Below are 25,027 nucleotides of genomic sequence, written 5' to 3' on the forward strand. Positions count from 1 at the left end.
CCGGATCGGTGGCATGTCAATAACGCCAACCTGCATCACCAACTGCGCGGTTTTATCGCCTCAGTGCGACCGGGATCGAACGCTGCGACGGAGGCCGCTGTTATGGTTGGTGTTTCATTCGTTGTGTCATGGGGGAGCTCTTGATCATGCGTCGCGTACCCATCTTATTGGTGTCTGCTCTGGCGCTGCTTGCGCCGCCTCTTGGCGCCGCCGACCGTGTCACCGGACAAGCCTTCGCCACCCGCTCCGAAGTGATCGCCCCGCATGCGATGGCGGCGACGTCGCAACCGCTCGCCACCCAGATCGCGTTGGATGTGATGAAAAACGGCGGTTCGGCGGTGGACGCGGCGATCGCCGCCAATGCGGCGTTGGGCTTGATGGAGCCGACCGGCAATGGGGTGGGTGGGGATCTGTTCGCTATCGTGTGGGATCCCAAGACCAGCAAGCTTTACGGCTACAACGGCTCGGGCCGTTCGCCCAAGTCGCTGACCCTGGCCGAGTTTCAGCGGCGCGGGCTGAAGGACATTCCGCCGACCGGGCCGCTGCCGGTGTCGGTACCGGGCGCAGTGGATGGCTGGTTCGCGCTGCATGAGCGCTTCGGGCGCAAGCCGATGGCGCAGAACCTGGCGCCGGCGATCCGCTACGCGCGCGAAGGCCATCCGGTGGCCGAAACCATTGCCTATTACTGGGACCGCTCGGTGCCGCGGCTATCGCAATACCCAGGCTTCAAGGAGCAGTTCACCATCGACGGGCACGCCCCGCGCAAGGGCGAGCTGTGGAAGAACCCGAACCTGGCCAACACCCTGCAGCAGATCGCCGACGGCGGCCGCGACGCGTTCTACAAGGGCCCGATCGCACGCACCATCGGCACCTACTTCAAGGCCAATGGCGGCTACCTGAGCTACGAGGACATGGCCAGCCATCAGGGCGAATGGGTGGAGCCGGTCAGCACCAATTACCGCGGCGTTGATGTGTGGGAGCTGCCGCCCAACAGCCAGGGCATCGCGGCGTTGCAGATGCTCAACATCCTGGAAGGCTACGATTTTTCCAAGATCCCGTTCGGCTCGGCCGAGCACGTGCATCTGTTCACCGAGGCCAAGAAGCTGGCCTTTGCCGACCGTGCGCGCTTCTACGCCGACCCTGCCTTCCAGCCGGCACCGCTGGCCAGGCTGGTGTCCAAGGAGTATGCCGCCCAGCGCCGGTCGCTCATTTCCATGGACAAGGCCTTGAAGGAAGTGCAGCCCGGCACGCCTAAACAGCTGGAAGAGGGCGACACCATCTACATGACCGTGGCCGATGCCGACGGCATGATGGTGTCGCTGATCCAGTCCAACTATCGCGGCATGGGCAGCGGCATGGCGCCACCGGGGCTGGGCTTCATCCTGCAGGACCGCGGCGAAATGTTCGTGTTGAAGAAGGATCACCCCAACGGCTATGCGCCGGGCAAGCGGCCGTTCCAGACCATCATCCCGGCGTTCGTCACCAAGGACGGCAAGCCGTGGCTGAGCTTTGGCGTGATGGGCGGGGCGATGCAGCCGCAGGGGCACGTGCAGATCGTGATGAACCTGGTGGACTTTCATATGAATCTGCAGGAAGCCGGCGATGCGCCACGCATCCAGCACGAGGGCTCCACCGAGCCGACCGGCCAGGCCACCGCAATGAGCGACGGCGGCGAGCTCAATCTGGAAACCGGATTCTCCTACGACACCATTCGCGCGTTGATGCGCAAAGGCCACCGGGTGATCTTTGCCGACGGCCCGTATGGCGGCTATCAGGCGATCGCGCGCGACCCGGCCAACGGCGTGTATTACGGCGCCTCGGAAAGCCGCAAGGATGGGCAGGCCGCCGGCTACTGAGCAAGCCGCCACGGATGAGTACGCCGCTCAATTCTGCCCGCCGCGCGCCGCTAACGACACTGATGGTTTAGGAATTCCCATGAGCTCGATGCAATCGCCTGACCTGCCGTCGCACACGCGTGCGGCCCTGCTTCCCGACGCGCCGGTCGCCTTGCTGCGGCTGTCGGCGGAGGCGTGTGTGGTGGCCTGCAACCGCGCCGGCCTCGACGTGCTTGGCAAGACCGCCACTGAATTGGACGGTCTGCCGGCATCCGTGCTGTGGGGATTGAGCGCCACCGATCTGGTTGGCGATGAAGGCGTGTGGGCTGCGCCGGGCGACGATCCGGCCCGGCGCGTGCGTTACGTCCGCGACCGCGAGCACGGCGGCTGGATGCTGTCGTTGCCGCATGTCGAGACCGCCATTTTGTTGCGCGAAGCCACGCGGCTGGCCGACGGTAGCCGCCCGGTGCCGATCTCCCCGCTGTTGCAGCCCTTGGTGGCACGCCTGCAGGCCGAACACGAAGACCACACCGTGCTGGAGCGCACCGCGCAGGCGTTGGCTGGCTGCGAGCTGGAACTGCTGCTCCCGCCTGGTCTGGCAGACACCGACATGGGGCGCCGGCTGCAGGCCGGCTTCGGCAATCTGGCCGAAGCGATCCGCCAGGCCGTGGCGCTGTCGGTGCAAATCGCCGCCGAAGTGCCGCCGTTGGTGGCCGAAAACGACGAGATGGTGCGCCAGTCGCAGGCGCAAACCGAGGCGCTGGACGGCGCACGCACTGCGGTGGAGCGGCTGTCGTCGAGCCTGCAGGATGTCAACGCCGAGCTGGCCCAGGTCATCGCGCTGGCCGCCAGCGCCGATGAAAGCGCGCGTCAAGGCGTGGCCGCGGCACATGCGCTGGGCCAGGCCATGCACGAAGTGGAACGCCGTGCGGCTCGTGCCGGCGAGGTCATCGAAGTCATCGACTCGGTGGCGTTTCAGACCAATATTCTGTCGATCAACGCCAGTATCGAAGCGGCGCATGCCGGCGCTGCCGGGCGCGGCTTTGCGGTGGTCGCCACCGAGATTCGCCGTCTGGCCGAACGTGCCGCTGCGGCGGCGCGCGATGTGCGCGCGATCCTGGCCGAAACCAGCGCTGCAGTGGGCGAGGGCGCTGCCTCCGCGCGCGGCACCGAGGCGGTGCTCGATGGCATCACCCGTGTGCTTGGGCAGGCCAGTAGCGCGATGACCACGGTGGCCGGGCGCATCCAGGCGCAGGACGGCGAAATTCGTGGCATCGAGCGTGCCGTGGACGGGGTGGTGGCGCTGGGCCGCAGCAATCTGCAGCACGCCGCGCACGTGGCCGAGCGCAGCGAAGCGCTGGAACGCGGCACCGAAACCTTGCGCGACTGCGTGGGCCTGTTCCGCCTGCCGGCCGATCCGCTCCAGGTGCCCAGGCACGCGCGGGTCAAGGAGCTCGCCGTCGCCACGGCGGGCAAGATCGGCATCGCATTGGCGCAGGCCATCGCGCGTGGGCAGATCGACGAAGCGGCGTTGTTCGCGCGCACCTACACCCCGATTGCCGGTGTGGAGCCGCCCAAGTTCAGCACCGACTTCGACGCAGTGTGCGATCACGTGCTGCCTCCGTTGCAGGAGCCCTTGCTGGATGCGCATCCGTGGATCGTGTTTGCGATCTGCGCCAATCCCGACGGCTACGTGCCTACCCACAATCTCCGTTTCACCCAGCCACTGACCGGCGACCCCAAGCGCGATCTGGTCGGCAACCGCACCAAGCGCAAGTTCTCCGACCGCGTTGGCCGCAGCGTCGGTGCACATACCGACCCATACCGCCTGCAGGTCTACCGCCGCGATACCGGCCAGATCATGTTCGATCTGTCTGCCCCGATCTTCGTCGGCCGCAAGCATTGGGGCGGCCTGCGGGTGGGCTATACGCTGGAGTGACGTAAGCTGGCGTTACTGCGGCGTGGGCGGCGTGGTCGGCGTGGTGCCGCCCGCCGCTGCGGTTGTCGGATTCCCCAACTGTTTGGCCAGGAAGCCTTCTAGGGTGCGGTAAAAGGCGATCTGGTTGGCGTCCTTGTAAAACCCGTGGCCTTCCTTGGGCACCGCCATCCATTCGGGCGCGTTGCCGCTACGCGTGAGCGCAGCACGCAGGCTCTTGGCCTGGGCAAAGGGCGCACGCTCATCCTCTTCGCCGTGGACCAACAGCACGGGTGCCTTGATGCGTTCGGCCAGCGAAACCGGCGAGTGCGCGGCAAGCTCGGCGGCGTCGCGGCCGATCACACGTTGCAGGTAATTGGTGCCGGACGCGCTCTGATTGATATCGCCTTTGGTGTACATCATCTGCAGGTCGTAGATGCCGGCCACCCCCACCGCGCAGCGGAACAGGTCCGGTGCCTTCACCTGCACCATCATCGCCGCGTAAGCGCCAAAACTGGCGCCGTAGCTGCAGATGCGCGATCGATCGGCCAGGCCCTGGTCAATCGCCCAACGCACGCCATCCACCAGATCGTCCTGGATCTTTTCTCCCCACTGGCGGTAGCCCGCGCGTTCGAAGGCATTGCCGCGGCCGGTGCCGCCGCGGTAATTGACCTGCAGCACCAGGTAGCCGCGGTTGGCGAGAAATTGCGCATCGGTATCGAACGCCCAACCGTCGCCGTCGGCATGCGGGCCGCCATGTGGCAGCAGGATCATCGGCAGGGGCGCGCCCTGGCCGGCCGTCGCCGGAACGGTCAGTACGCCGTCCAGCATCAGCCCGTCGCGGGCCTGGAACCGCACCATGCGCCGCTCGCTCATCAGTGCCGCTGGCAGGGCGCTACGGGCTTTGATGACGAGTTTGAGCGTATTGGTCGAGCGGTTGAAGATGTACCAGGCGCCAGCATCGCGGTCGCTATAGGCCTTCAACAGCAAGGCGCTGCCATCTTCGGTGAAGTTGACGAAATCCACGTATTGATCGGCCAAGGTCTCGCTGAGGCTGCGATGCAACTGCGCCGGTGCGCTGTCGGGCACGATATAGCGCAGCGCGGGCCGGCCCGGTCCCAGGCGGGCCGCGAACGGTGCATAGGGTGCCGGGCTCCATTGCAGATCATCCACGTCGTAGAACGGGTCGGACGCCAGCATGCTGCGCTGCTGGCCGTCCGGATCGCTGGACACCAATGCCGCCGGGCCGCCGGAGACGCTGTACCAGCCATAGACACGACCGGGCTGTTCGGCAAACGCAATCGGGCGCCAATTGGCCTGGACCTGCGTCAGTGGCGTCCAGCCGTTGCCGTTGCGGCGGAACAGCAGTGAATTGTCGTCGTCATCGGTGCCGTACGCGTACTGCGCCACATCATTGTTGTCGAGCACGAACCTCAGGCGCGGCACGTCGATGTCGGCCATCAGCCGGTGGGTAGTGGTGCTCGCGTCCACGTCGTACAGCATCGAATGGCGCGAATCCAGCGACAGCCGCCGCATGTAGAAGTGCCCGTTACGCCGGCTCGGCAGCCCTTCGATGTAGCCGAAGCCGCGCTCAAGCCCCGCATTGCGCGTGCTTTGCTGGTAGCCGTAGACGTAGCGCTGATTGCCGCCATCCAGGTCGGTGGCGATGATCTCGCCCATCGGCATAGGTTCTTCCAGCGAGCCGAGCTTGCGGCCCTTGCCGATCACCAGCCGCCGGTCGCTGACCCAGGCAATGCGCACCGGCAACTCGTAGCGCGGCAGGCGCAGCATGGTGGTGGATTGCATGTCGGCGATGCGATACACCACCAGCGCGTAGCTGCCATCCCCAAGATCGGCGCTGACCGCCAGATGCTTGCCGTCCGGCGACATCGCGGGCGAGGAGATCGGGCCGGATTCGACGAACGCTTCCGCCGGTAGCGGCTCGGCCGCTGCGCCAGGTCCCACCGTCCCGATCAGCACTACTGCGATCCACGCACACCGTTGCATCCATTGCATTCGCGTCGTCCATCCCTGTGTTTCACGCGACGATAACGAAACGTGGCCTGCGGCTGCAAGTGGCCGATAAAAAATGCCGCCGGAGTACGGCGGCAAGGGAGAGAGAGCAGTTTTCTGGTTGTTGTGCGGCCACGCTAGCCAGCCGATGTGCCGTGAACATGTCTGGGCATGTCAGCTGCACTTCTGCGTTCATCGGGCAGCTTCCGCGCTGCGCGTCAGTGCGACATCCACGCAACCGCGCATGCTGCCGGTATCGGCGATGTGGTTTAATCGCCGCCGAAGTGGGGGTACCGCAGTGCGCTGCGGTTGAGATAGTCCCTTCGAACCTGATCCGGCTCATACCGGCGTAGGGAAGCTTCGTTAGATGCGAGGGTCCGTGACTGCACGGGCACCTGAGTGTTGAGCGCCGCCGCTTCGTCCGCACTGCGACTTCTTCGCAGAGCCAGCGCCCTTGGTGCTGGTTTTCCAGCACACAGGACGAACGCCATGAATGCCGCGCCCACCGTTTTGCAACAACAAGCCCAATCGTTGTCCGAGGCTGTGACCCAGCCGATTCCCGGCTCTCGCAAGATCTTCGTTTCCGGCTCGCGTGCCGACCTGCAGGTACCGATGCGCGAGATCGTATTGACGCGCACGCCGACGCTGTTCGGTGGCGAAGACAATGCGCCGCTCAGCGTCTACGACACCTCCGGGCCATACACCGATCCGCAGGCGGCGATCGATCTTGCTGCCGGCCTCGCGCCGTTGCGTGCCGACTGGATTGCCGAACGTGGCGATACGGTGGCGCTGGACACCCTGAGCTCGCATTTCGGGCGCGGCCGCGAACACGATGCGCGGCTGGATGCGGTGCGCTTCCCCGCACGGCGCCTGCCACGGGTGGCGCGCGCTGGTGCCAATGTCACCCAGATGCATTACGCACGTCGCGGCATCGTTACCCCGGAGATGGAGTTCGTGGCGATCCGCGAGAACCAGCGTCTGGAGGCGGTGACCGACGCGATGCTGCGCAAGCAACATCCCGGTGAATCGTTCGGTGCGTCGATCCAGCAGCGCATCACACCAGAATTCGTGCGCGACGAAATCGCCCGCGGCCGCGCGATCCTGCCCAACAACATCAACCACCCGGAAAGCGAACCGATGATCATCGGTCGCAATTTCCTGACCAAGATCAACGCCAACATCGGCAACAGCGCGGTGTCGTCGGGCATTGCAGAAGAAGTGGAAAAACTGGTGTGGTCGATCCGCTGGGGCGGCGACACGGTGATGGATCTGTCCACCGGCAAGCACATCCATGAAACGCGCGAGTGGATCATCCGCAACTCGCCGGTGCCGATCGGCACGGTGCCGATCTATCAGGCGCTGGAAAAAGTCGATGGTCGTGCGGAGGAACTGACCTGGGAGATCTTTCGCGACACCTTGATCGAGCAGGCCGAGCAGGGCGTGGACTACTTCACCATCCACGCCGGTGTGCTGTTGCGCTATGTGCCGCTCACTGCGAAGCGGGTGACGGGCATCGTGTCGCGTGGTGGATCGATCATGGCCAAGTGGTGTCTGGCGCACCACAAGGAGAACTTTCTCTACACGCACTTCGAAGATATCTGCCAGATCATGAAGGCGTACGACGTGGCGTTTTCGCTGGGCGATGGGTTACGTCCGGGTTGCATCGCCGATGCCAACGACGCCGCGCAATTCGGTGAGCTGGAGACGCTGGGCGAGTTGACCAAACTGGCGTGGAAGCACGACGTGCAGACGATGATCGAAGGGCCTGGGCATGTGCCGATGCAGTTGATCAAGGAAAACATGGACAAGCAGCTGCGCGAATGCGGCGAGGCGCCGTTCTACACCTTGGGGCCGTTAACCACGGACATCGCGCCCGGCTACGACCACATCACCAGCGCGATCGGCGCGGCGATGATCGGCTGGTTCGGTACCGCGATGCTCTGCTATGTCACGCCCAAGGAGCATCTGGGCCTGCCCAATCGGCAGGACGTGCGCGACGGCATCATGGCCTACAAGATTGCCGCGCATGCGGCCGATCTGGCCAAGGGACATCCAGGCGCACAGGTGCGCGACAACGCCCTCAGCAAGGCGCGCTTCGAGTTCCGTTGGGACGACCAGTTCCATCTCGGGCTGGATCCGGAAAAGGCCAAGGAGTTTCACGACGAAACCCTGCCCAAGGACGCGCACAAGCTGGCGCACTTCTGTTCGATGTGCGGGCCGCACTTCTGTTCGATGAAGATCACCCAGGATGTGCGCGACTACGCGGCCGAACATGGCATGGGCGAAGAGCACGCCTTGTCGGCTGGCATGGAAGAGAAGGCCTCGCAGTTTCTGGCGCAGGGCGCGCAGGTCTATCGCGCCTCCTAGTCCGCAGACCTGCATTGGGTTGCCCGTAGCGCACGGCCCGCTTATCAAAAATTCAGCTTTGGTTGACCAGATCGCATCGCTGCGCGCAAGTGCCGCGATGCGATCGCGCTGCAAGCGGTTACAACAGATAAGGCTTTGCGGCGTTTTAGCTGAATCGCAGATAAAAAAATCGCGCCAGAAGGCGCGAAGGGAACATCGTAATTATTTGAATTCGTCGGCGAGAGAGAGAGAGCCTGACGTCGCCGCCTGTCATAGGAAGCAACGAGGCATAGAGTAAAATTTGCACCAATTGGATGCATGACACAGTTGGTCGTGGTCCTTTGCTGAATTTGGCGTTTCGCACTCAGTGCGATGCGTCTTTGTAGTCCTTGCATGCCGATGCGTGTCTTTGCCGATGAGTGTTCCTCCTGCTACTGCAATGTCATCTGGCCGGCTGCGTGTCGGGCCGTGTGTGGTCGACGTTGCCTCGCGCGAAGTGCACGCACCGGGCGCGCGGCGGGCGTTGCGGTTGCCTCCCAAATCGTTGGCGGTGCTGCTGACCCTGGCACGACAGCCAGGGCAGGTGGTTACGCGCGAGCAGCTGCTCGCCGAGGTGTGGCCCGATACCCTGCCCACCAACGATGTCGTGACCCAGGCGGTGACGCAGCTGCGCAAAGCGTTTGCCAGCAGCGGCAGTCAGCGTTCCGAGTACATCGAGACGATTGCCAAGACCGGGTACCGCCTGATGGCGCCGGTGGCGTGGGAGGCGTACGCGGATCTGCCGGCGATGCAGGCGCAGACTGCATCCACGCCGGCGTCGCCTGGCGTGCAGCAGTCCATGCAGAACGCGCCGTTCGCTATAGATGCGGTGAGCACTGCGGCTGAGGCCAGTCATCGCACGCCGGAACAAGCTGCAGCGCCGTTGCCTGCTGCAGCAATGACGCCGCGCCGACGCCGCTGGATGACGCTGGCTGTGGCCAGCCTGGCGCTGGTGGTGGTGCTAGGCCTCGCGGCACGCACGCTGTGGCTGCGTGCCCCGGCAACCGAGGGCGCAACGCCGGCAGCTGTTCCGGGCAGCCCCAAGCGGCCGTATCAGGTCATCACCGCAGGCGGCGGATTCGACCTCACGCCCAGCCTCTCGCCCGACGGCAGCAGGGTGGCCTACGCCTCGCTGACCAGCGATCGGCAGGGGACCTCGATTCTGGTCAAGACGACCGACAACGCGTATCCGCGCGTGCTGGAAGCGCCTGCGCCCGGCATCTCGGATCGACTGCCCGCCTGGTCGCCGGATGGGCGCGAAATCGCGTTCTCCCGGCAATCGCCGGATGGAAGTTGCAGGATCATGATCGCTGCTGCGGCAGGTGAGTCTGCAGCCCGCGAGGTGGTGCGCTGCGATGGCGCGGACATGCTCAGTTTCAGCTGGTCGCCCGACGGCCGCGCGTTGTTGTTCGGCAGCATGACCGGCCCGCAAGGCGCAGCGCGAATCCGGCGTCTGGATCTTGAGACCGGGCAATGGCAGGGATTGACGTACAGCGCGCAACCGACCGACTTCGACTACGCACCGCGCTATTCCCCGGACGGGCAATGGATTGTGTTTCTGCGCAATCCGCAGCTGGGTGATTTGTGGCGGATACCCGCGCAAGGCGGCAGCGCGGAGCGATTGACGCACGACAATGCCGATATCCGTGGTTGGAGCTGGTTGCCGGATGGCAGTGGGCTGATCTTCGGGCGTCGCGTAGATAGCGAAGCGCGTTTGTATCGGCTCGATCTGGTCGCTCGTAGCCTGCACGATGTGGGCGTGGACGATGCGCAGGCGCCGGACGTGGCGCACGGGCATCTGGTCTTTGTGCAGCGCAAGCCGCAATTCGGTGTGTATCAGGTCATCCACGACCCCATGAATGGTGGCTACATCCGGCGTCGCCTGTTTCCCTCCAATGGGCGCGACGATCAACCGATGATTGCGCCCGACGGGCGTCAGCTCATCTTCGCGTCCAATCGCTCCGGTGCGTATGGGTTGTGGTGGGGCGATGTCACCAATCCTGGCTCGGTGCGGTTGATCGAAGGGATCCGCCCGGATGCGCGACAGGCTGCCGATTGGTCGGCCGATTCGCAGCAAGTGCTGGTCAGCGGCAGCGACGCGGATGGACACGCTGCGCTCTTTGAAGTGACTCCGAGCACCGGCAAGACGGTACGCCTGCCGGTACCGCAAGCGCGGCCATTGCAGGCGATCCATCTTCCCGATCCCAACCGATTGCTGGTCGTGGCTGCGGCCGACGATGGACATACCTTTGCCACACTATACGACCGCAGCAGTAGCCCCTGGCGCGCGCTGGCCACGCTGCAGGATGTCTCGCAACTGCGCCTGGATCGCATCAGTGGGCAGGTGCTGTTCACGCATCTGAGTGGGGCAGGGCTGTGGCAGGTTGCGCCAACCCTGGCCGCCGATACCGTGCAGCCGGTGGACGCGCAGCAACCATCGCGTTGGCGCTATCGCAGCTGGGCACCGGGAACCCAGGGTCAGGTGCATTACCTGTCGTCCAATGACAGTTGCGCCACGCACGACAGTGCGCTCGGTGGTGGTCGCGCGCAGTGCCTGGACGCGGCGAAGTTCACCACCATCAACGGTTTCAGCCTGGATCAGCGCAGCGGTGCGATGTATGTGGCGCTGGCCGAAGAAGACGGCAGCGCGATCGCCTACATGGCATTGCCGGAGCAGCCATCGGTGTCCGTCGGCTTCATCTCCAACCTGTTGATGGTGTTGAGAAAAATAGCCTCGTAACTCCTTCGGAAAGGCTTCGTGGCAATTTCGGCAGAGCTTCGTCGAAACGTCCTGACTCACGCCAGATTCGGCAAAACACTACGCCCTCTTTTGTAAAAGGGGCTACCAACATGCAACAGGTCATCACTGCCGATCGCGGGCTCGCACTCTGCCTGGACGGTGCCAGCGACTCGACATCGACCACCTGTCTGGCCGTCTCGCGTCTGGGTAGCATCCGTACCGCCGCTGCGACATTCACCTTGTGGGTGCAGTTGCGGGGTCGTGCCTGGGTGGAGTCCAAGGAAGGCCGTTTCCGGCTGCGCGCCGGCGACTGGATCGCCTTCGATAAGGACTCGCATCCCACCGTGCAGGCAGATCGCAGCGCGCTGTGCGTTGGCGTCAGCCTGGATGGCACCAGCTTGCAGTCGTTGGCCGAGTTGACCGACGCCACGCTGTACCCGGGCCGTAGTCAGTTGTCGCGCAGCGACCTGCGCATTGCGCTGCGGCTGTGGCGTAACGCGGCACTGCAGAGCGGCAGCGCATCGGCGCGCCCGTTGTTGCTGCATCTGGCGGCGATGCAGCGCGACTTCGTCGAGCAGGAGCAGCGTTGCCCGGGTCGCTCGCGTAGCCGCCGCCGTCAAGTGTTCGGCCGCATGCAGCGCGCCCGGCTCTATCTGGAAGGCAACAGCGACCGCGTCGTGCGCATCAGCGAACTGGCACAGCTGACCAACTTCTCCAGTTGGTACGTCTCCAAGACATTCCAGAGCCTGTACGAAGAAAGCCCGCAGGCATTGTCGGCACGTTTGCGGTTGGAGCGAGCCTCCGACTTGCTGCGCGATACCTCGATGATGATCGGTGAGGTTGCGGCCGCTAGCGGGTTCGACAATTGCTGCAGCTTCGCACGCGCATTTCGTGCGCGTTTTGGCGTCTCTGCATCGCGTTATCGCGAGCAGACGACCAATCCGCCAGATTCGGCAAAGCTACGGAACGTGACGCGCAAAGCGACGGCGTTCACGCAAACGTAATTTGCACGGGGGCGCTTAACGCGCCACTAACGAACCCTGGAGAGATTGATGAACCTTCGCACCTCCGCAGTGCGGCTGGGCCTGTTGCCCGCCGGTATTGCGATCGCGTTGACGCCGGCTTTTGCCGCCAACGCACAAGAGCAGTCCGCCCCGTCGACCACGACGCTGGACCGCATCGAAATCACCGGCTCGCGCATCCGCTCGGTCGACGTCGAAACCGCACAGCCGGTCTTCACCGTCTCCCAGCAGGACATTCAGAAGTCCGGCCTGGTGAGCGTTGGTGACATCCTCCAGAACCTGTCGATTGCCGGTACGCAGACTTACAGCAAGGCTGCTGTGCTGACCTCCGATCCGGAACAGGGCGGCCAGTACGTCAACCTCTACAACCTGGGTGAGAACCGTACCCTGGTGTTGGTGAACGGCAAGCGTTGGACCAGCAGCCTGAACGGCCTGACCGACATGTCCACCATCCCGAGCTCGCTGATCGAGCGCATCGAAGTCCTGAAGGACGGCGCCTCGGCGATCTACGGCTCCGACGCTGTGGCCGGTGTGGTCAACATCATCCTGCGTCAGAACTACGACGGTGCGGAAGCCTCGGCGTACTTCGGCCAGAACGGTCGTGGCGACGGTTCCAAGGAGCAGTACTCCTTCACCGCCGGCACCACCACCGACCGCGCCTCGCTGGTGTTCGGCGTCAACTACACCAACGAAGACCCGGTGTGGGCCAAGGACCGCGCGCTGACCCGTTACTCGGCCGGCCCGAACCACATCGAAGATGGTCTGAGTGCAACCGGCCCGTGGGGTCGCTTCACCTCCAACGACCAGACCTACATCCTCAATCACACCGGTTCGTTCGACGGCCGTGGCGTGGGTGCGGATTCGCGCAACCTCGCCAACTACCACAACGACATCACCACCGACGACTACTTCAACTCCGTCGACCAGATGATGTTGCAGCAGTCCAGCCGCAACAAGTCGATCTTCACGACCGGCAGCTACAACCTGACCGACAGCGTGACCTTCAAGTCGACCGCGATGTACTCCGAGCGCGACTCGAACCGTCAGATCGCCGGCTACCCGCTGCAGGCTTCTTCGCAGCCGCAGTTCCCGGTTGCGATCAGTGGCAGCAGCTACTACAACCCGGTTGGCCAGGACATCAACAGCTGGTTCCGCCGTACGGTTGAGTTGCCGCGTACCACCGAAAGCAACGTCAAGACCCTGCACTTCGATGCAGCGCTGGAAGGCGTGTTCGACGTCGGCAGCCACGGCTGGAACTGGGACGTTGGATTCAACTACAACAAGTACGATGTGACGCAGGTTTCGCGCGGCAACATCAACTTGCTGGCGCTGCAGAAGGCACTGGGCCCGTCGTTCCTCAATGCACAGGGTCAGGTGCAGTGCGGTACCGCAGCGGCTCCGATCGCGCTAGGTACCAGCAATGCGCTGGGCCAGTGCACCCCGTTCAACATCCTGGGTGGCCCGTCGGCCTCCACGCCGAACGCGCTGCAGTACATCAATGCGCTGGGTCAGGCCACGCAGCAGAGCCTGAGCAAGCAGTGGACCGCCAACGTCACCGGTGGTCTGTTCGATCTGCCGGCCGGTGAGCTGGGCTTCGCCGCAGGCGTCGAGCACCGCGAAATCAGCGGTTACGACTATCCGGATCAGCTGTCCAGCGCCGGTTACACCACCGACCTGGCGGCACAGGCCACCGAAGGTCGCTACCAGACCAACGAAGCCTACCTGGAGCTGTTGATTCCGGTGCTGAAGGATCTGCCGGGCGCCAAGGAACTGTCGTTCGACGTGGCCGCCCGTTACAGCAACTACAGCCGCTTCGGCGATACCACCAACAGCAAGTTCAGCTTCACCTGGAAGCCGATCGACGACCTGCTGGTGCGCGGTACCTACGGCACCGGTTTCCGTGCGCCGACCCTGTCGGACACCTTCGGTGGCGGCTCGCAGACGTTCGATACCTTCACCGATCCGTGCGACGCCACCTTTGGCTCGCTGGGCAACGCGGGCGTGGCAGCACGTTGCGCTGGCGAAGGCTTGCCGGCTGGCTTCCGTCAGACCGATACCGCGGGCAACGCGGTCACGCGTCGCGACGTGCAGGGCAACGCACCGTTCAACTCTGGCGTGGGCAATGCCGAACTCGAACCCGAGTACAGCATCACCCGCACCGTGGGCATGGTCTACAGCCCGCATTGGGTGCAGGGCCTGGACTTCTCGCTGGACTGGTACCGCATTTCGATCTCCAACATCATCACCGCCCTGTCGGCCAATGATGTGTTGAACAACTGCTACCTCAACAATCTGGCCAGCTACTGCGCCGACTATGGTCGCGACGCGGTCACCGGCCAGGTCACCACGCTGAGCCGCGGCAACGTCAACCTGGGCCGTCTGGAAACCGAAGGCTATAACTTCGGTGTGCGTTACCGCATGCCGGAAACCGCGTACGGCAAGTTCGCTGTCAACCTGGACACCAACTACCTGGCGACCTACAAGTCGCAGGCAGAAGCCGGTGCCGAGTGGGCAAACTCTGCCGGCTACTGGAACTTCCCGCGCGTGCGTGCCACCTTGGGTCTGGACTGGTCGCTGGGCGCGTTGTCGGCCAACTGGAACCTGCGTTACTACGGCGGCTTCCGCGATTACTGCTGGGATGCAGCGGCAGGCATCGAGTGCAACAACCCGAACTACCAGACCCCGAATCCGGGCTGGGGCGGCGGTACCGGTTCCAACAAGAAGGGCTCGATCTCCTATCAGGACGTCTCTGTCACTTGGCAGGCTCCGTGGGATGGCAGCGTGACCGTTGGTGCCCGCAACATCTGGAACAAGCAGCCGCCGGTGACCTACTCGATCACCAACAGCAGCACTGCGGCGATCGATCCGATGCTGGATTACGACCGCTTCCTGTTCGTGCAGTACAACCAGCGCTTCTGATCATCGAAGCGTCGTAACGAAAAGCGGGCCGAAAGGCCCGCTTTTTTTATGTCCGTCATTCCTGGTGCCGGGATGCGACGAACGCAGCGCTCCTGCATTGTGTCGTGCGCCAGCGCTGCGTAGAAACCTGGCATAGCCACCTGGAAGGCGCATCCCGTTGTTGAGGGCAACCATGCGAACGCTGCACGCTGCAAAGGGCTGCTGCACCCCTCCGCGCTATCTGCAGCGCCAACGAAAAAGGCGCGAATCTCTCGCGCCTCTATCGTTTCACTATTCGCACCAAGTGGTGCGGTCACTCACGCCTCGGCAAGCCCCAGCAACGTCTCGGCCTGCTCGCGCCAGGTCGGCAGTCGGGAAATGACGCCGACTTTGGACAGATACTCTTCGTCCACCGTCTCGCCGCTGGCCAGTGCCGTGGCGACGTGCACCGCACCGGTCACCCAGAAACTGCGCAGGCTGGAACGCTGCGGATGGCGATGGAACGCCACCGCTTCGATGATCGGCATTGGCAGGCCCCACAGGCCAAGCAGATACGCGCCGGCTTCGGTATGGCCCAGGCGCTCGTCGCCGCCTTCCAGTGGCGGTTCGCGCTCGTCGCGCACGCCCGGCAACAGCAGGCCGATGTCGGCCAGCAAGGCGGCGGTGGAGCCGAGTTCAGCGCTGGTGGGTGGCAACACTTTCGCCGCCAGTCGCGAAGAGAGCAGGGCGCGGCGCTGCATCGCGCTACGCTCGGCCGGGGTCAGCGTCTGTACCGAGAACACTTCGCTGGCCAGCACCAGGTCGCGCAGCGTCGCCACACCCAGGCGGGTGACCGCCGTGCGCAGGTCGGTGATGCTGCGCCCGCCGGAGAAGAACGCCGAATTGCACAGCTGCAGCACCTTGGCCGCAATCGCCGGGTCGCCGGCGATGAGCTTGGCGATGTCGGCCGCATCGGCGCCATCGTCTTCTTCCAGCGCATGCATCAGGCTCAGATACAGATGCGGCGGCGAGGGCAGCTTTTCGATACGCCCGATCGCCGCACGCAAGCGCGGATTGCTGAGCAGGTCGCGCAGTTCTTCCAGGCTGGTGACGGCCTCGAGCAGCACTTCCGGCGCCAGCGGCATCGGCAGGAAACGATGGGCCACGCCGATGATGCGGGCCGGCGGCGTCCGCTGGCCGTCCTGGGCATCGATCAGCGCGATGCGGATCGTATCCGGGCGCAGCGTGCGGATCTGCCCCAGCAACGTGGCAGCAGTCAGGTCCGGCAACACCGGGGCAACGATGACGGCATCGAATGGCGACAACGCGGCAGCTTCGATCGCCGAATTTCCATCGGCCACCTGCTGCGCCTGCCACTGGTCGCCGAGATCGGCGACGTAGTCGACCAGGTCGGACGGAAGACTGGCTTCGTCCCCAACAAACAGAATACGCAAGACACTTCCCCAGAAGTCACCGGCGGTAGACGCCGGCCAAACGCAACTCGGCAATGTACCCAATCTACCGGCGGCGGTCACCGGGATCACGGCAAAAGCGTGATCCCGGTCGCTCCGCAAGTGCGGAGCAGTGTTACGGCCAACGGCTCAGGGCGCGTCGGAATTATAGCGTTCCACCGATTCGACCAGGATGCGCTTGGCCTCGGCCGCGCCGCCCCAACCGTCGAGCTTGACCCACTTGCCCTTCTCCAGATCCTTGTAATGCTCGAAGAAGTGACCGATGCGCTCCATCCAGTGGCTGGACACCTGGTTGATATCTTCGATATGCGCGTAGCCGGAGAAGATCTTCTCGATCGGCACCGCCAGGATCTTTTCGTCGCTGCCGGCCTCGTCGCTCATGCGCAGCACGCCGACCGGACGGCAGCGCACCACCGACCCCGGGACCAGCGGCAGCGGCAGGACCACCAGTACATCGGCCGGATCGCCGTCGCCGCACAGGGTGTTGGGCACGTAGCCGTAGTTGCAGGGGTAACGCATCGGGGTCGACAGGATGCGGTCGACAAAGATCGCGCCGCTGGCCTTGTCCACTTCGTACTTGACCGGCTCCGAATCCTTGGGGATTTCGATGACGACGTTGATTTCTTCCGGCAGATTCTTGCCAGAGGTGACCAGTTCAAGGCCCATGCGGGTAGCTCCGAAGCGTCAGCAGTGTGTGGAGCGCGATTCTACGCGTTCGGCTGTTGCGCTGCAGCGACACTGAATGGGCAATCTTCTGAGGGTCCGGTGCGGCATAGCCTGCATTCATCACGGGTGGCTCGCTGATCGCGGCTCCTCTGGGCACCGGGCACGCTGCAGGCTCATCCACTGCTCGGGAAACGCCATGTCCAGGCTCGCACGCTTGCTCGTCGTACTGCTGCTGTCCCTCACGGCCCAGGTGGCTGCTGCCGCAGCGCCACTGCCCACTTACGTGGATGCGGTGGACTGGCCGGCCAATGGAGAGGGCTGGGAGGCCTTCGTCGATCTGGAGCAGCGGTTGGACCGTGATTTCGACAATATTTGCGGCGACACCTTCTGCGGAGGCGAATTCAGCGACTACCAGCCGCTGCGCTTTCGTTGCTCGGTCCACCGCGTCACCGGCGTGGTGCGCAGCTGCATCTGGACCTTCGGTGCGAGTGAGATCAGCGTCGACCCGCGTAGCGGCTATCTCCGCTCCGACAGCCGGGTCTGGCGCTGCACGGCGCCCCTGAAAGCCGGCACGCGCCTGGACGAGATGTACCGTGTGCTTGCGGTGACCAACCCCTTGTTCGAGCCGTTGCCGGGCGGCGCGCCGCCGATTTACGATGGCCTGATTGGCTGTCTTTGAGAGATGGCAAAGGCGGGTGTCGTTGCTGCCACGTTGTCGCCTATGACGGCGCGTGCTGGCAGCGTCGCAAAGACGCCAAATGACCGCCAATACGTTCGCTGCGAAGACAGTGACGTCAGTATTGTCCGACGCGATAGCCAGCTTTCCCGCGCAATGACCTGCGGCCATATGGCCGCAGGTCCCGAGATCCCTGCGGGCATGCCGTGCTACAACAGCGGCACCAGCAGCAGCGCCACGATGTTGATGATCTTGATCAACGGATTGATTGCCGGCCCTGCGGTGTCCTTGTACGGGTCGCCGACGGTGTCGCCGGTGATCGCCGCCTTATGCGCTTCGCTGCCCTTGCCGCCGAAATGGCCGTCTTCGATGTACTTCTTGGCATTGTCCCAGGCCCCGCCGCCGGTGGTCATCGAAATGGCCAGGAACAGCCCGGTCACGATGGTGCCGATCAACAATCCACCCAGTGCCCGTGGCCCCAGCAACAGCCCGACCACGATCGGGACCACCACCGGCAACAGCGAGGGCACGATCATTTCGCGGATCGCTGAGCGGGTCAGCATGTCCACCGCGCGGTCGTATTGCGGCTTGGCGGTGCCGGCCATGATGCCGGGGATCTCGCGGAACTGACGGCGCACTTCTTCAACCACTGCGCCCGCCGCGCGGCCCACGGCTTCCATCGCCATTGCGCCGAACAGATAGGGGATCAATCCGCCGATCAATAGACCGATGATCACGGTGTGGTCCGACAGGTCGAAGGCGAAGACTTCAGTGGGATTGGCCGCCTGCAGGTTGTGGGTGTAGTCGGCAAACAGCACCAGCGCCGCTAGAGCGGCCGAGCCGATCGCATAGCCTTTGGTGACCGCCTTGGTGGTGTTGCCGACGGCATCCAAGGGGTCGGTGATCGCGCGCACTTCCGGTGGCAGTTCGGCCATTTCGGCGATGCCACCGGCGTTGTCGGTGATGGGGCCATACGCATCCAGCGCCACGATCATGCCAGCCATCGACAGCATCGCCGTGGCAGCGATCGCAATGCCATACAGGCCGCCAAAGTGAAACGCACCCCAGATCGCTGCGCATACCGCGATCACCGGCAGCGCGGTGGACTTCATCGAGATGCCAAGCCCGGCAATGATGTTGGTGCCGTGCCCGGTGGTGCTGGCAGAGGCGACATGCTGCACCGGTGCGTATTGGGTGCCGGTGTAGTACTCGGTAATCCACACGATCAGGCCGGTGAGCACCAGGCCGATCAATGCGCAGGCATAGAGCGATGTCGCGCCATGGCTGTTGTCGCGCATCAGGCTCTGGGTGATCGGCCAATAGGCCAGCGCAGCCAGCACGCCGGAGACGATCACGCCTTTGTAGAGCGCCCCCATGATCGAGCCGCCTGCTTTGACCTTGACGAAGGCTGCGCCCACGATCGAGGCGATGATCGAGACACCGCCCAACACCAGCGGATACAGCACGGCATGCGGCCCGGTCTCGGCTAGGGTCAGGCTGCCGAGGAGCATGGTGGCGATCACGGTGACGGCGTAGGTCTCGAACAGATCCGCTGCCATGCCCGCGCAGTCGCCCACGTTATCGCCGACGTTGTCGGCAATCACCGCAGGATTACGCGGGTCGTCTTCGGGTATGCCGGCCTCGACCTTGCCAACCAGATCCGCCCCCACGTCCGCCCCCTTGGTGAAAATACCGCCACCCAGACGCGCGAAGATCGAAATCAACGATGAGCCAAACGCCAGGCCGACCAAGGCATGCAGGTTCTGCTCCAGCGGCAACCCCATGGCCTGCAGCACGGCGTAATAACCGGCCACGCCCAGCAAGCCCAGTCCCACCACCAACATGCCGGTGATGGCGCCGCCCCGGAATGCCACATCCATCGCACGGCCGATGCCATGCCGTGCGGCTTCGGCAGTGCGCACGTTGGCGCGTACCGAGACGTTCATGCCGATATAGCCGGCCAACCCCGACAGCACCGCGCCGAGCGCAAACCCGATCGCCGTGTACCAGCTCAGAAACAGCCCGACCAATACGAACAGCACGCCGCCGGCGATCGAAATCGTGAGGTACTGCCGATTGAGATAGGCGCGTGCACCTTCCTGGATCGCCGCCGCGATCTCCTGCATGCGCGCGTTACCGCTTGGCTGCGCGACCACCCAGCGCGCCGACACAATCCCGTACAAAATTGCCAATACCGCACAGCCCAGCGCAAGCCCTAACCCGTAGTGTTCCAGCATGACCCCTCCCAAGAGAATGGATGTCATCCGGTCGGGACGAACCAAGGGCGACGCACGCAACGAGTGACAACGAATACGGACTCGACGGCCACAAGGGCCGTAATGCGCGTCGCGATGTTCAGGTGGCCGGATCGCGATCGAGTATGCGCCGCAGCTTGCAGGGGTGCCACCACCGCGGCTTTGGCGCGTCGTTCAGTCGCGACATGACAGCCTGCGGCCAACGTGACCGAGCCGATCCAGGAGTAACTATGTCGAACGATGCCGCGTCCAGGTACGCCGCTGTGCTGGCCGCCATGCTGTTTACCGGTAGCGCAATCGCTGCAGATCCAACGCCGGAGTTGAAGCCACGCCCGCCTGGCACTGCGCAAGCCGTCGGTGCAGTACACACCTTGCGACAGATTCCAGAAGCCTGTGCGCGCTTGGAAGGCGTGTTCACCGGCAATGCTGCACAGCCCTACACGTTCTCGGTCGTGCGCAGCAGCCCCACCTGTCAGCCACGTGCGCGCTTTGTGGACTACGCCAAAGCAACACCGAGCGTTGCGTCGGGCTGGATCTTCAACGACGTGATCCGCATCCCAAGTGCTGCCTGCCCGAGTCAACAGGCGGTTGTGCGCGTGTGGCGCAAACCAGTCGATGCCAAACCGCAGCTCGACGGCCAAGGCCAGTCACGCATCTACCTGGAAGATGCCAAGCAACAAGCGGCCGCCGGCAAGATCCCGCAGGTGCCGATGTTTGCTGCGCAACAGACAATGGAAGGTAAAGCTTGCCAGTAACCTCTACGGCATCAATGCTGGGGCACTACGGCTGCTTGAGTGATGCGGGCATCCGCATGACATGAGACTTCGTAGCGGCATGCCATGCAGTTGACGCATCGATGAGGAGTGACGCCGGTGTTGCTCTCGATGCTGCGGCCTTGTCTGTGCATCCACAACGACGCAGTGATCCAAGCATCGCTCAAGCTTTAAGAAGCGCCGTCGCACCGGCTTGCATTTACGCATGGTCACCGCCCTGCGCATTTGGAGCGACCACTGGTACTGCGAACCAACCGCGTGTTGCCGCCGGTTAGCGGTTTAGTGGTCGGCATCGGCTTGTGCCGCGCGTCCACTCCGGACCCGGAGGGCCAGTCGCCCGCATCTGATGGGCGCTGGCAACGATATGTCGCTGCGCTTGGCGCTGTAACGAGTCGCGCAGCAGCTACGCTGATTTTTGAGAACGTCTATGAAGGTATTGCGTTGTTCCTCGGGCCTGCTTGCCTTCTTCGCACTGTGGCACCCGGTAACGGCGCGCGCAGCGGCGAGCATGGTGGTCGACGACGCCGGCGTCACGCCGCGTGGCCAATGCCAGCTGGAAGCCTGGTGGCGTGCAACGCCAGGTGGTGCATCGGCCACGGCGGTACCGGCGTGTAATGTTTTGGGTACGGAACTGGCGCTTGGGCTCAGCGACTTGCGACACGGGCCGGTCTTGCTCGACCTGGGCGCCAAGCGGGTGCTGCGCGATCCAGAACGCCACGCCTGGGGCCTGGCGTTGTCGGTGGGGACGCAGCGGACATGGCGGGACCCGCAGCAGCGCAATTATTACGCCACGCTGCCCATGACTTGGTCGTTGGGCGCCGATGCCTCCACGCGTATCCACTTCAACATCGGTGCCGTGGCGACGCATGCCGAACCGGATACGACAAACGTCGGTATCGGTTTGGAGCACGACATCACCAATTCATGGACCCTGTTGGCCGAAGCATTCGGAGATGACCACAACGGCGAGGGTAGCCAACTTGGACTGCGCAGAATGGTCGGCAAGGCATCCAGCATAGACCTGGTAGCCGGCCGCGACCGCCTCAACGCCCCACGTGGCTGGATCACGCTTGGCATCAACCTTGCGATGTTGCCCTGACACTCCCTTTCAGTGGCCGCGCTCCGGTGCGGCTGCCCAATTCCGGCCGTAGGCATCTTCCAATTTGCATGCAATCGGACTGCAATCGAATCGCAGCACACCTAAGTGATGTGCAGTGACCTGTGCCAGGTCGCCGCCGAGCGAGTGGCCGGTAACGGTGACTTCTGGGGCTGCTCCAGCCTTGCCGATTTTTTGCGCATAAGCCAACGCATGTCGCGTCAACTCAATTGCTTCTGCAGCTTGGTTGTTGTGGCGCGAGGTCACCATGCCGCCATCGGCGTAGACGACATCCTCTTTTAGCTGCCGTTCTGGCTCTGTGCCGCGATGGGCAACGATGATCTCTTGGGTATCGACGCGTTGATAGACGATGCCTTGATAACCCGATGGGCTGTCGACGTACTTGAGACGTTGATAAGAAACTCCGCCGATATCAATAATGGGGCCTCTTGGTCCTGTCCGCTCTGGTTCGTCGTAGACATCGCGCGAAAGCGCTGCATATTGCTGGCTAGTCAGGGTCATGGGACTATCCTTTTCGCAGTCAGCGTTACCTTGAATAGGTTACTCCGAGCATCCTCATTGAAATCTTTGATGTTCTTCTTGCCCATATCGGGAAAGTTTTCCATCCCGGACTTTGGATAGCGAGATTTCCAGAAGTATTTAACTTCCGGAGTCAGCATCGATAGCTGCTTTTTATCCAAACTCGGCAGGAATTCTGTTTCATCATCTTTGCCAGTCGCTTTCAGCAAAATTCCCACGCCGCCAAAATCCCAGTGACAGACGCCTTTGCCGTAGTAATCAGCATCAGCCATGCCATCTGTATGGATTGTCGCCGTATAAGTCGTGTCATCAATCCTCTGAAAAACGATAGGGATTACTTCCTCTTTTGGCTTTGTTGACATTCCCAACGCAGGATCAAACGGCGTGCAGTCGTCGCGGTTGGTCATGTCATAGAAGGCGGTGCCTGACACAATGCCAAACGGCCCCGGCGCATCCTCAATAATCATTGTGATCCGATACGCCTGCGTGGGATGCGGATTCTTCTTATAGACCGGATCGGTGTCGACATCGTAGGGAGACGAGGGTTCGCTGGTGGCATTCATGGGCTTGCATCCTGCAAGGAAGAAGGGCATCAGAAGGAGAACGGAGTAGCCGACAATCTTGTGGGTCATTGGAGATGCTTCTGCTGCCTGCGCGCATTGCGCGACGAAGATGTGCAGTTTAGGCGCCCATGGGGCGATCTGCGTTACTCTCGACATCGCGCCAGCGCGATGAAGCAATTGGCAGGATCAGCTGTGATTCAATAGCCAATCCATTGATCAACGCGCTACAGGTTAACCAACGCACAGCTATCCAGTTCGACGGGGAGCCAGCAATCAGTGGGAACGCCCTGCGTGCAAAAAGGTGACGGAGTCGTCGTTGAAGTAGGAGATCACTTCGTAGTGATGGCTAGCGCGTGTCTGTGCAGAAGAGTTGAAGGAAATGGCCGAAAGCAGTAGTGCGTTAGTAATCTGGACGTTCCCATGAGTATCCTTCTTCATGGAAGAGGGATATTCAATATGACTTGAATATCGGCTCTGAGCAGGCTGTGTAAATTACTTTGCATTGGTTCGCTGGATTTCTTCTTTCACAGGCGGCTTGTGCCGAAGCTGCGGCTTGCTCAATTGTCTGGTCGGTAAAAAATTGTACGTTGCCAAGCAAATTTGGTTTGCTGTCAATCTGCGGCTCTCCAACAGCGATACATTGGTTTCGATAAGTCAATCCAATTTTGCAATCTTTTTCCCCATGCTTTGCGCAGCGAGCTAGAGCATCGCTTTCAGCTTCTTTTTTGGATAATTTCCCAGTGGTTACGCCAAGATTCCGTTCCAAGCCGAGTGATCCTACTGCAACGGCCCCCCAAGTTTTTATCCACTTGCCAAGGGGGCGGGGCTCGGTTGCATTTTGAGCATTCCCTCCAGGGATGGGTGCGCATGCAGCAACTCCTTGTCCACCGATAGGGTATTGGCCAGGGGGGCATCCCTGATCTGCTTGAGCATTCCCTGAAAAAAGAAGCGATAAAAAGAATAGATAGATCAAGATTCTCATAACGGACTAAGCCTATGCTAGTTAGCTAACGTTAGTATCCTTGGTGCCTGCTAATCCGCGGTATCCAGGCTGTGGCGAAGGTGCATTCTGATCTGGAATTCGCGCAGCATTTGCATTAGTTCCGTTTGCACCATTGAATTCGCTGGACTACCTATTACTGTCTCTGCCAACCTGCTGCGGCATATACGACCCAGCCGGCTGGCCCTGTGGTCCGGGACTCGACGCAGTGCCAAATGCCGAATATGCCATAAACGTGCCCATATTGCCCTGCCATAGCGCGGCGGCGATGGTGGGTACGGTGACGATGAGCATAGTCATGATCAGACCGATGCCACCTTGCTGCAGGGCCTGGCTGGACAAGCTTTCGGCATTGCCGAATGGAATGAACTTGACCGCCCAGTAGGCGGCGGCCACCTTGGCGGTGAACTTGAGCACCATGGCCGTGACCACGGACAGCATGGCCATCGAGAACAGTGTCCCGATGATGTAGCACATGTAGAACAACCACCTTTTGAACAGATCCTTTGTCCAGTCGAAGATCAGCGCCAGGATGAAGATCGGCCCGATGCCGATCAAAAATGTGAAAACTTGGCTCCAATCAAGGTAATTGAACACGTTCGCAGAATAACCTCTTAATTCTGAGGTGCTGCACTTTTAGGTGTGTTAACTGACGTTATGCTAATGATGCTGAAATCTAGGCTCTGAGCAGGCAGAATAGAGTACGCCACAGTGTGACTGATTTGCTGATGCACAACTTTCCAATGCATTACGTCGGATATCATCAAGTGATGGGCCTCGCGCGAACTGCAGTTTCCCTGCAGTATTGACTCCATCTTTTTGAGGCCCAGCTATTGCTACGCACTGGTTTTGGTATTCCACCCAGTCCTTACATCGAACTCCTCCAACCTCCATGCATTTGGCGCGTGCCTCTTGCCGAGCCTCTTGTTTGGAGTTTTTTCCAATGGAAACTCCCAGAGTCCCATTGCTTGTGTCCTGCGCAACCGCACCCCAAGTTTTTATCCATTTACCCAGAGGGCGGGGCTCTTGCGATCCAGGATTTCCCTGAGGAATCTGGGCGCATGCGGCAGCACCTTGTCCGCCGATAGGGAATTGCCCAGGCGGACAACCCTGCTCGGCCATCGCTGAAAATCCAAAAAATAAAAGAGAGAATAAGTAAAATTTATTGAATTGCATATGTATTGCCTTTCGCACAAGGT

General features: G+C 62.4%; 16 protein-coding genes, 2 pseudogenes and 1 riboswitch. Of the genes and pseudogenes, 9 read left to right on the plus strand and 9 right to left on the minus strand.

Annotated elements, in window-relative coordinates:
* The first annotated feature begins 146 nt into the window (after window positions 1–146).
* The gene (gene ggt / locus VC212_RS06035) at window positions 147–1,856 is read left to right on the plus strand and encodes a gamma-glutamyltransferase (protein ID WP_323514697.1); all 1,710 of its coding nucleotides are present in this window, start codon (window positions 147–149) and stop codon (window positions 1,854–1,856) included.
* A gap of 79 nt (window positions 1,857–1,935) precedes the next feature.
* On the plus strand, window positions 1,936–3,774 hold the full coding sequence (locus VC212_RS06040; RefSeq protein ID WP_323514695.1) for a methyl-accepting chemotaxis protein: 1,839 nt from the start codon (window positions 1,936–1,938) through the stop codon (window positions 3,772–3,774).
* A gap of 12 nt (window positions 3,775–3,786) precedes the next feature.
* On the opposite strand, the gene VC212_RS06045 is transcribed toward VC212_RS06040, so the two are convergent.
* Window positions 3,787–5,766, minus strand: coding sequence for a prolyl oligopeptidase family serine peptidase (locus VC212_RS06045; RefSeq protein WP_323514694.1), 1,980 nt, complete (start codon window positions 5,764–5,766; stop codon window positions 3,787–3,789).
* Window positions 5,767–6,039: 273 nt separating this feature from the next.
* Window positions 6,040–6,137, plus strand: a riboswitch (TPP riboswitch).
* A gap of 115 nt (window positions 6,138–6,252) precedes the next feature.
* Between VC212_RS06045 and thiC the strand changes: the two genes are divergently transcribed.
* The 4 genes from thiC to VC212_RS06065 all read left to right on the plus strand — a co-directional run bounded on the left by thiC (window position 6,253) and on the right by VC212_RS06065 (window position 14,829).
* Complete coding sequence (gene thiC, locus VC212_RS06050) at window positions 6,253–8,130, plus strand: phosphomethylpyrimidine synthase ThiC (RefSeq protein WP_323514693.1); 1,878 nt, start codon at window positions 6,253–6,255, stop codon at window positions 8,128–8,130.
* A gap of 418 nt (window positions 8,131–8,548) precedes the next feature.
* Window positions 8,549–10,888, plus strand: coding sequence for a winged helix-turn-helix domain-containing protein (locus tag VC212_RS06055; RefSeq protein ID WP_323514692.1), 2,340 nt, complete (start codon window positions 8,549–8,551; stop codon window positions 10,886–10,888).
* A 110-nt stretch (window positions 10,889–10,998) separates the two neighbouring features.
* A complete protein-coding gene (locus VC212_RS06060) occupies window positions 10,999–11,892 on the plus strand; it encodes a helix-turn-helix transcriptional regulator (protein WP_323514691.1) in 894 nt (297 codons plus the stop codon).
* A gap of 48 nt (window positions 11,893–11,940) precedes the next feature.
* Entirely contained in the window at window positions 11,941–14,829 is a 2,889-nt protein-coding gene (locus tag VC212_RS06065; RefSeq protein ID WP_323514690.1) for a TonB-dependent receptor, read from the plus strand.
* Between the two features lie 296 nt (window positions 14,830–15,125).
* On the opposite strand, the gene VC212_RS06070 is transcribed toward VC212_RS06065, so the two are convergent.
* Together VC212_RS06070 and ppa are read right to left on the minus strand one after the other, a co-directional pair.
* On the minus strand, window positions 15,126–16,241 hold the full coding sequence (locus VC212_RS06070) for an HDOD domain-containing protein (RefSeq protein WP_055848462.1): 1,116 nt from the start codon (window positions 16,239–16,241) through the stop codon (window positions 15,126–15,128).
* A 147-nt stretch (window positions 16,242–16,388) separates the two neighbouring features.
* On the minus strand, window positions 16,389–16,925 hold the full coding sequence (gene ppa, locus VC212_RS06075) for an inorganic diphosphatase (protein ID WP_005990841.1): 537 nt from the start codon (window positions 16,923–16,925) through the stop codon (window positions 16,389–16,391).
* 196 nt (window positions 16,926–17,121) lie between these two features.
* Between ppa and VC212_RS06080 the strand changes: the two genes are divergently transcribed.
* Window positions 17,122–17,604, plus strand: a complete 483-nt coding sequence (locus tag VC212_RS06080) for a hypothetical protein (RefSeq protein ID WP_323514689.1) — start codon at window positions 17,122–17,124, stop codon at window positions 17,602–17,604.
* A 206-nt stretch (window positions 17,605–17,810) separates the two neighbouring features.
* Here VC212_RS06080 and VC212_RS06085 read toward each other — a convergent pair whose 3' ends face one another.
* Window positions 17,811–19,838: a sodium-translocating pyrophosphatase gene (locus VC212_RS06085; RefSeq protein ID WP_115513819.1), complete on the minus strand. Its 2,028-nt coding sequence runs from the start codon at window positions 19,836–19,838 to the stop codon at window positions 17,811–17,813.
* A 248-nt stretch (window positions 19,839–20,086) separates the two neighbouring features.
* On the opposite strand from VC212_RS06085, the gene VC212_RS06090 reads away from it, so the two are divergent.
* Both VC212_RS06090 and VC212_RS06095 read left to right on the plus strand, forming a co-directional pair.
* Window positions 20,087–20,611 (plus strand): hypothetical protein, encoded by a 525-nt coding sequence (locus VC212_RS06090; RefSeq protein ID WP_323514688.1) that lies wholly within the window; start codon window positions 20,087–20,089, stop codon window positions 20,609–20,611.
* Window positions 20,612–21,056: 445 nt separating this feature from the next.
* Window positions 21,057–21,728: a hypothetical protein gene (locus tag VC212_RS06095; RefSeq protein ID WP_323514687.1), complete on the plus strand. Its 672-nt coding sequence runs from the start codon at window positions 21,057–21,059 to the stop codon at window positions 21,726–21,728.
* A gap of 99 nt (window positions 21,729–21,827) precedes the next feature.
* Here the strand turns inward: VC212_RS06095 and VC212_RS06100 are convergent.
* The 5 genes and pseudogenes from VC212_RS06100 to VC212_RS06120 form a co-directional block, all read right to left on the minus strand.
* Window positions 21,828–22,247: pseudogene (locus VC212_RS06100) on the minus strand (DUF6792 domain-containing protein); the annotation flags it as partial.
* A complete protein-coding gene (locus tag VC212_RS06105; protein ID WP_323514822.1) occupies window positions 22,244–22,828 on the minus strand; it encodes a hypothetical protein in 585 nt (194 codons plus the stop codon). The gene VC212_RS06105 and the pseudogene VC212_RS06100, both read right to left, overlap by 4 nt.
* Before the next feature lie 451 nt (window positions 22,829–23,279).
* Window positions 23,280–23,810, minus strand: a complete 531-nt coding sequence (locus VC212_RS06110; RefSeq protein ID WP_323514686.1) for a DUF4189 domain-containing protein — start codon at window positions 23,808–23,810, stop codon at window positions 23,280–23,282.
* A gap of 21 nt (window positions 23,811–23,831) precedes the next feature.
* Window positions 23,832–24,389, minus strand: a pseudogene (locus VC212_RS06115) (type IV secretion system protein); the annotation flags it as partial.
* A 99-nt stretch (window positions 24,390–24,488) separates the two neighbouring features.
* Window positions 24,489–25,004: a DUF4189 domain-containing protein gene (locus VC212_RS06120; protein WP_323525945.1), complete on the minus strand. Its 516-nt coding sequence runs from the start codon at window positions 25,002–25,004 to the stop codon at window positions 24,489–24,491.
* Between the last annotated feature and the right edge of the window lie 23 nt (window positions 25,005–25,027).

Source organism: Xanthomonas sp. WHRI 8932A (assembly GCF_035012785.1).
In the GTDB taxonomy this organism is placed as follows: Bacteria; Pseudomonadota; Gammaproteobacteria; order Xanthomonadales; family Xanthomonadaceae; genus Xanthomonas.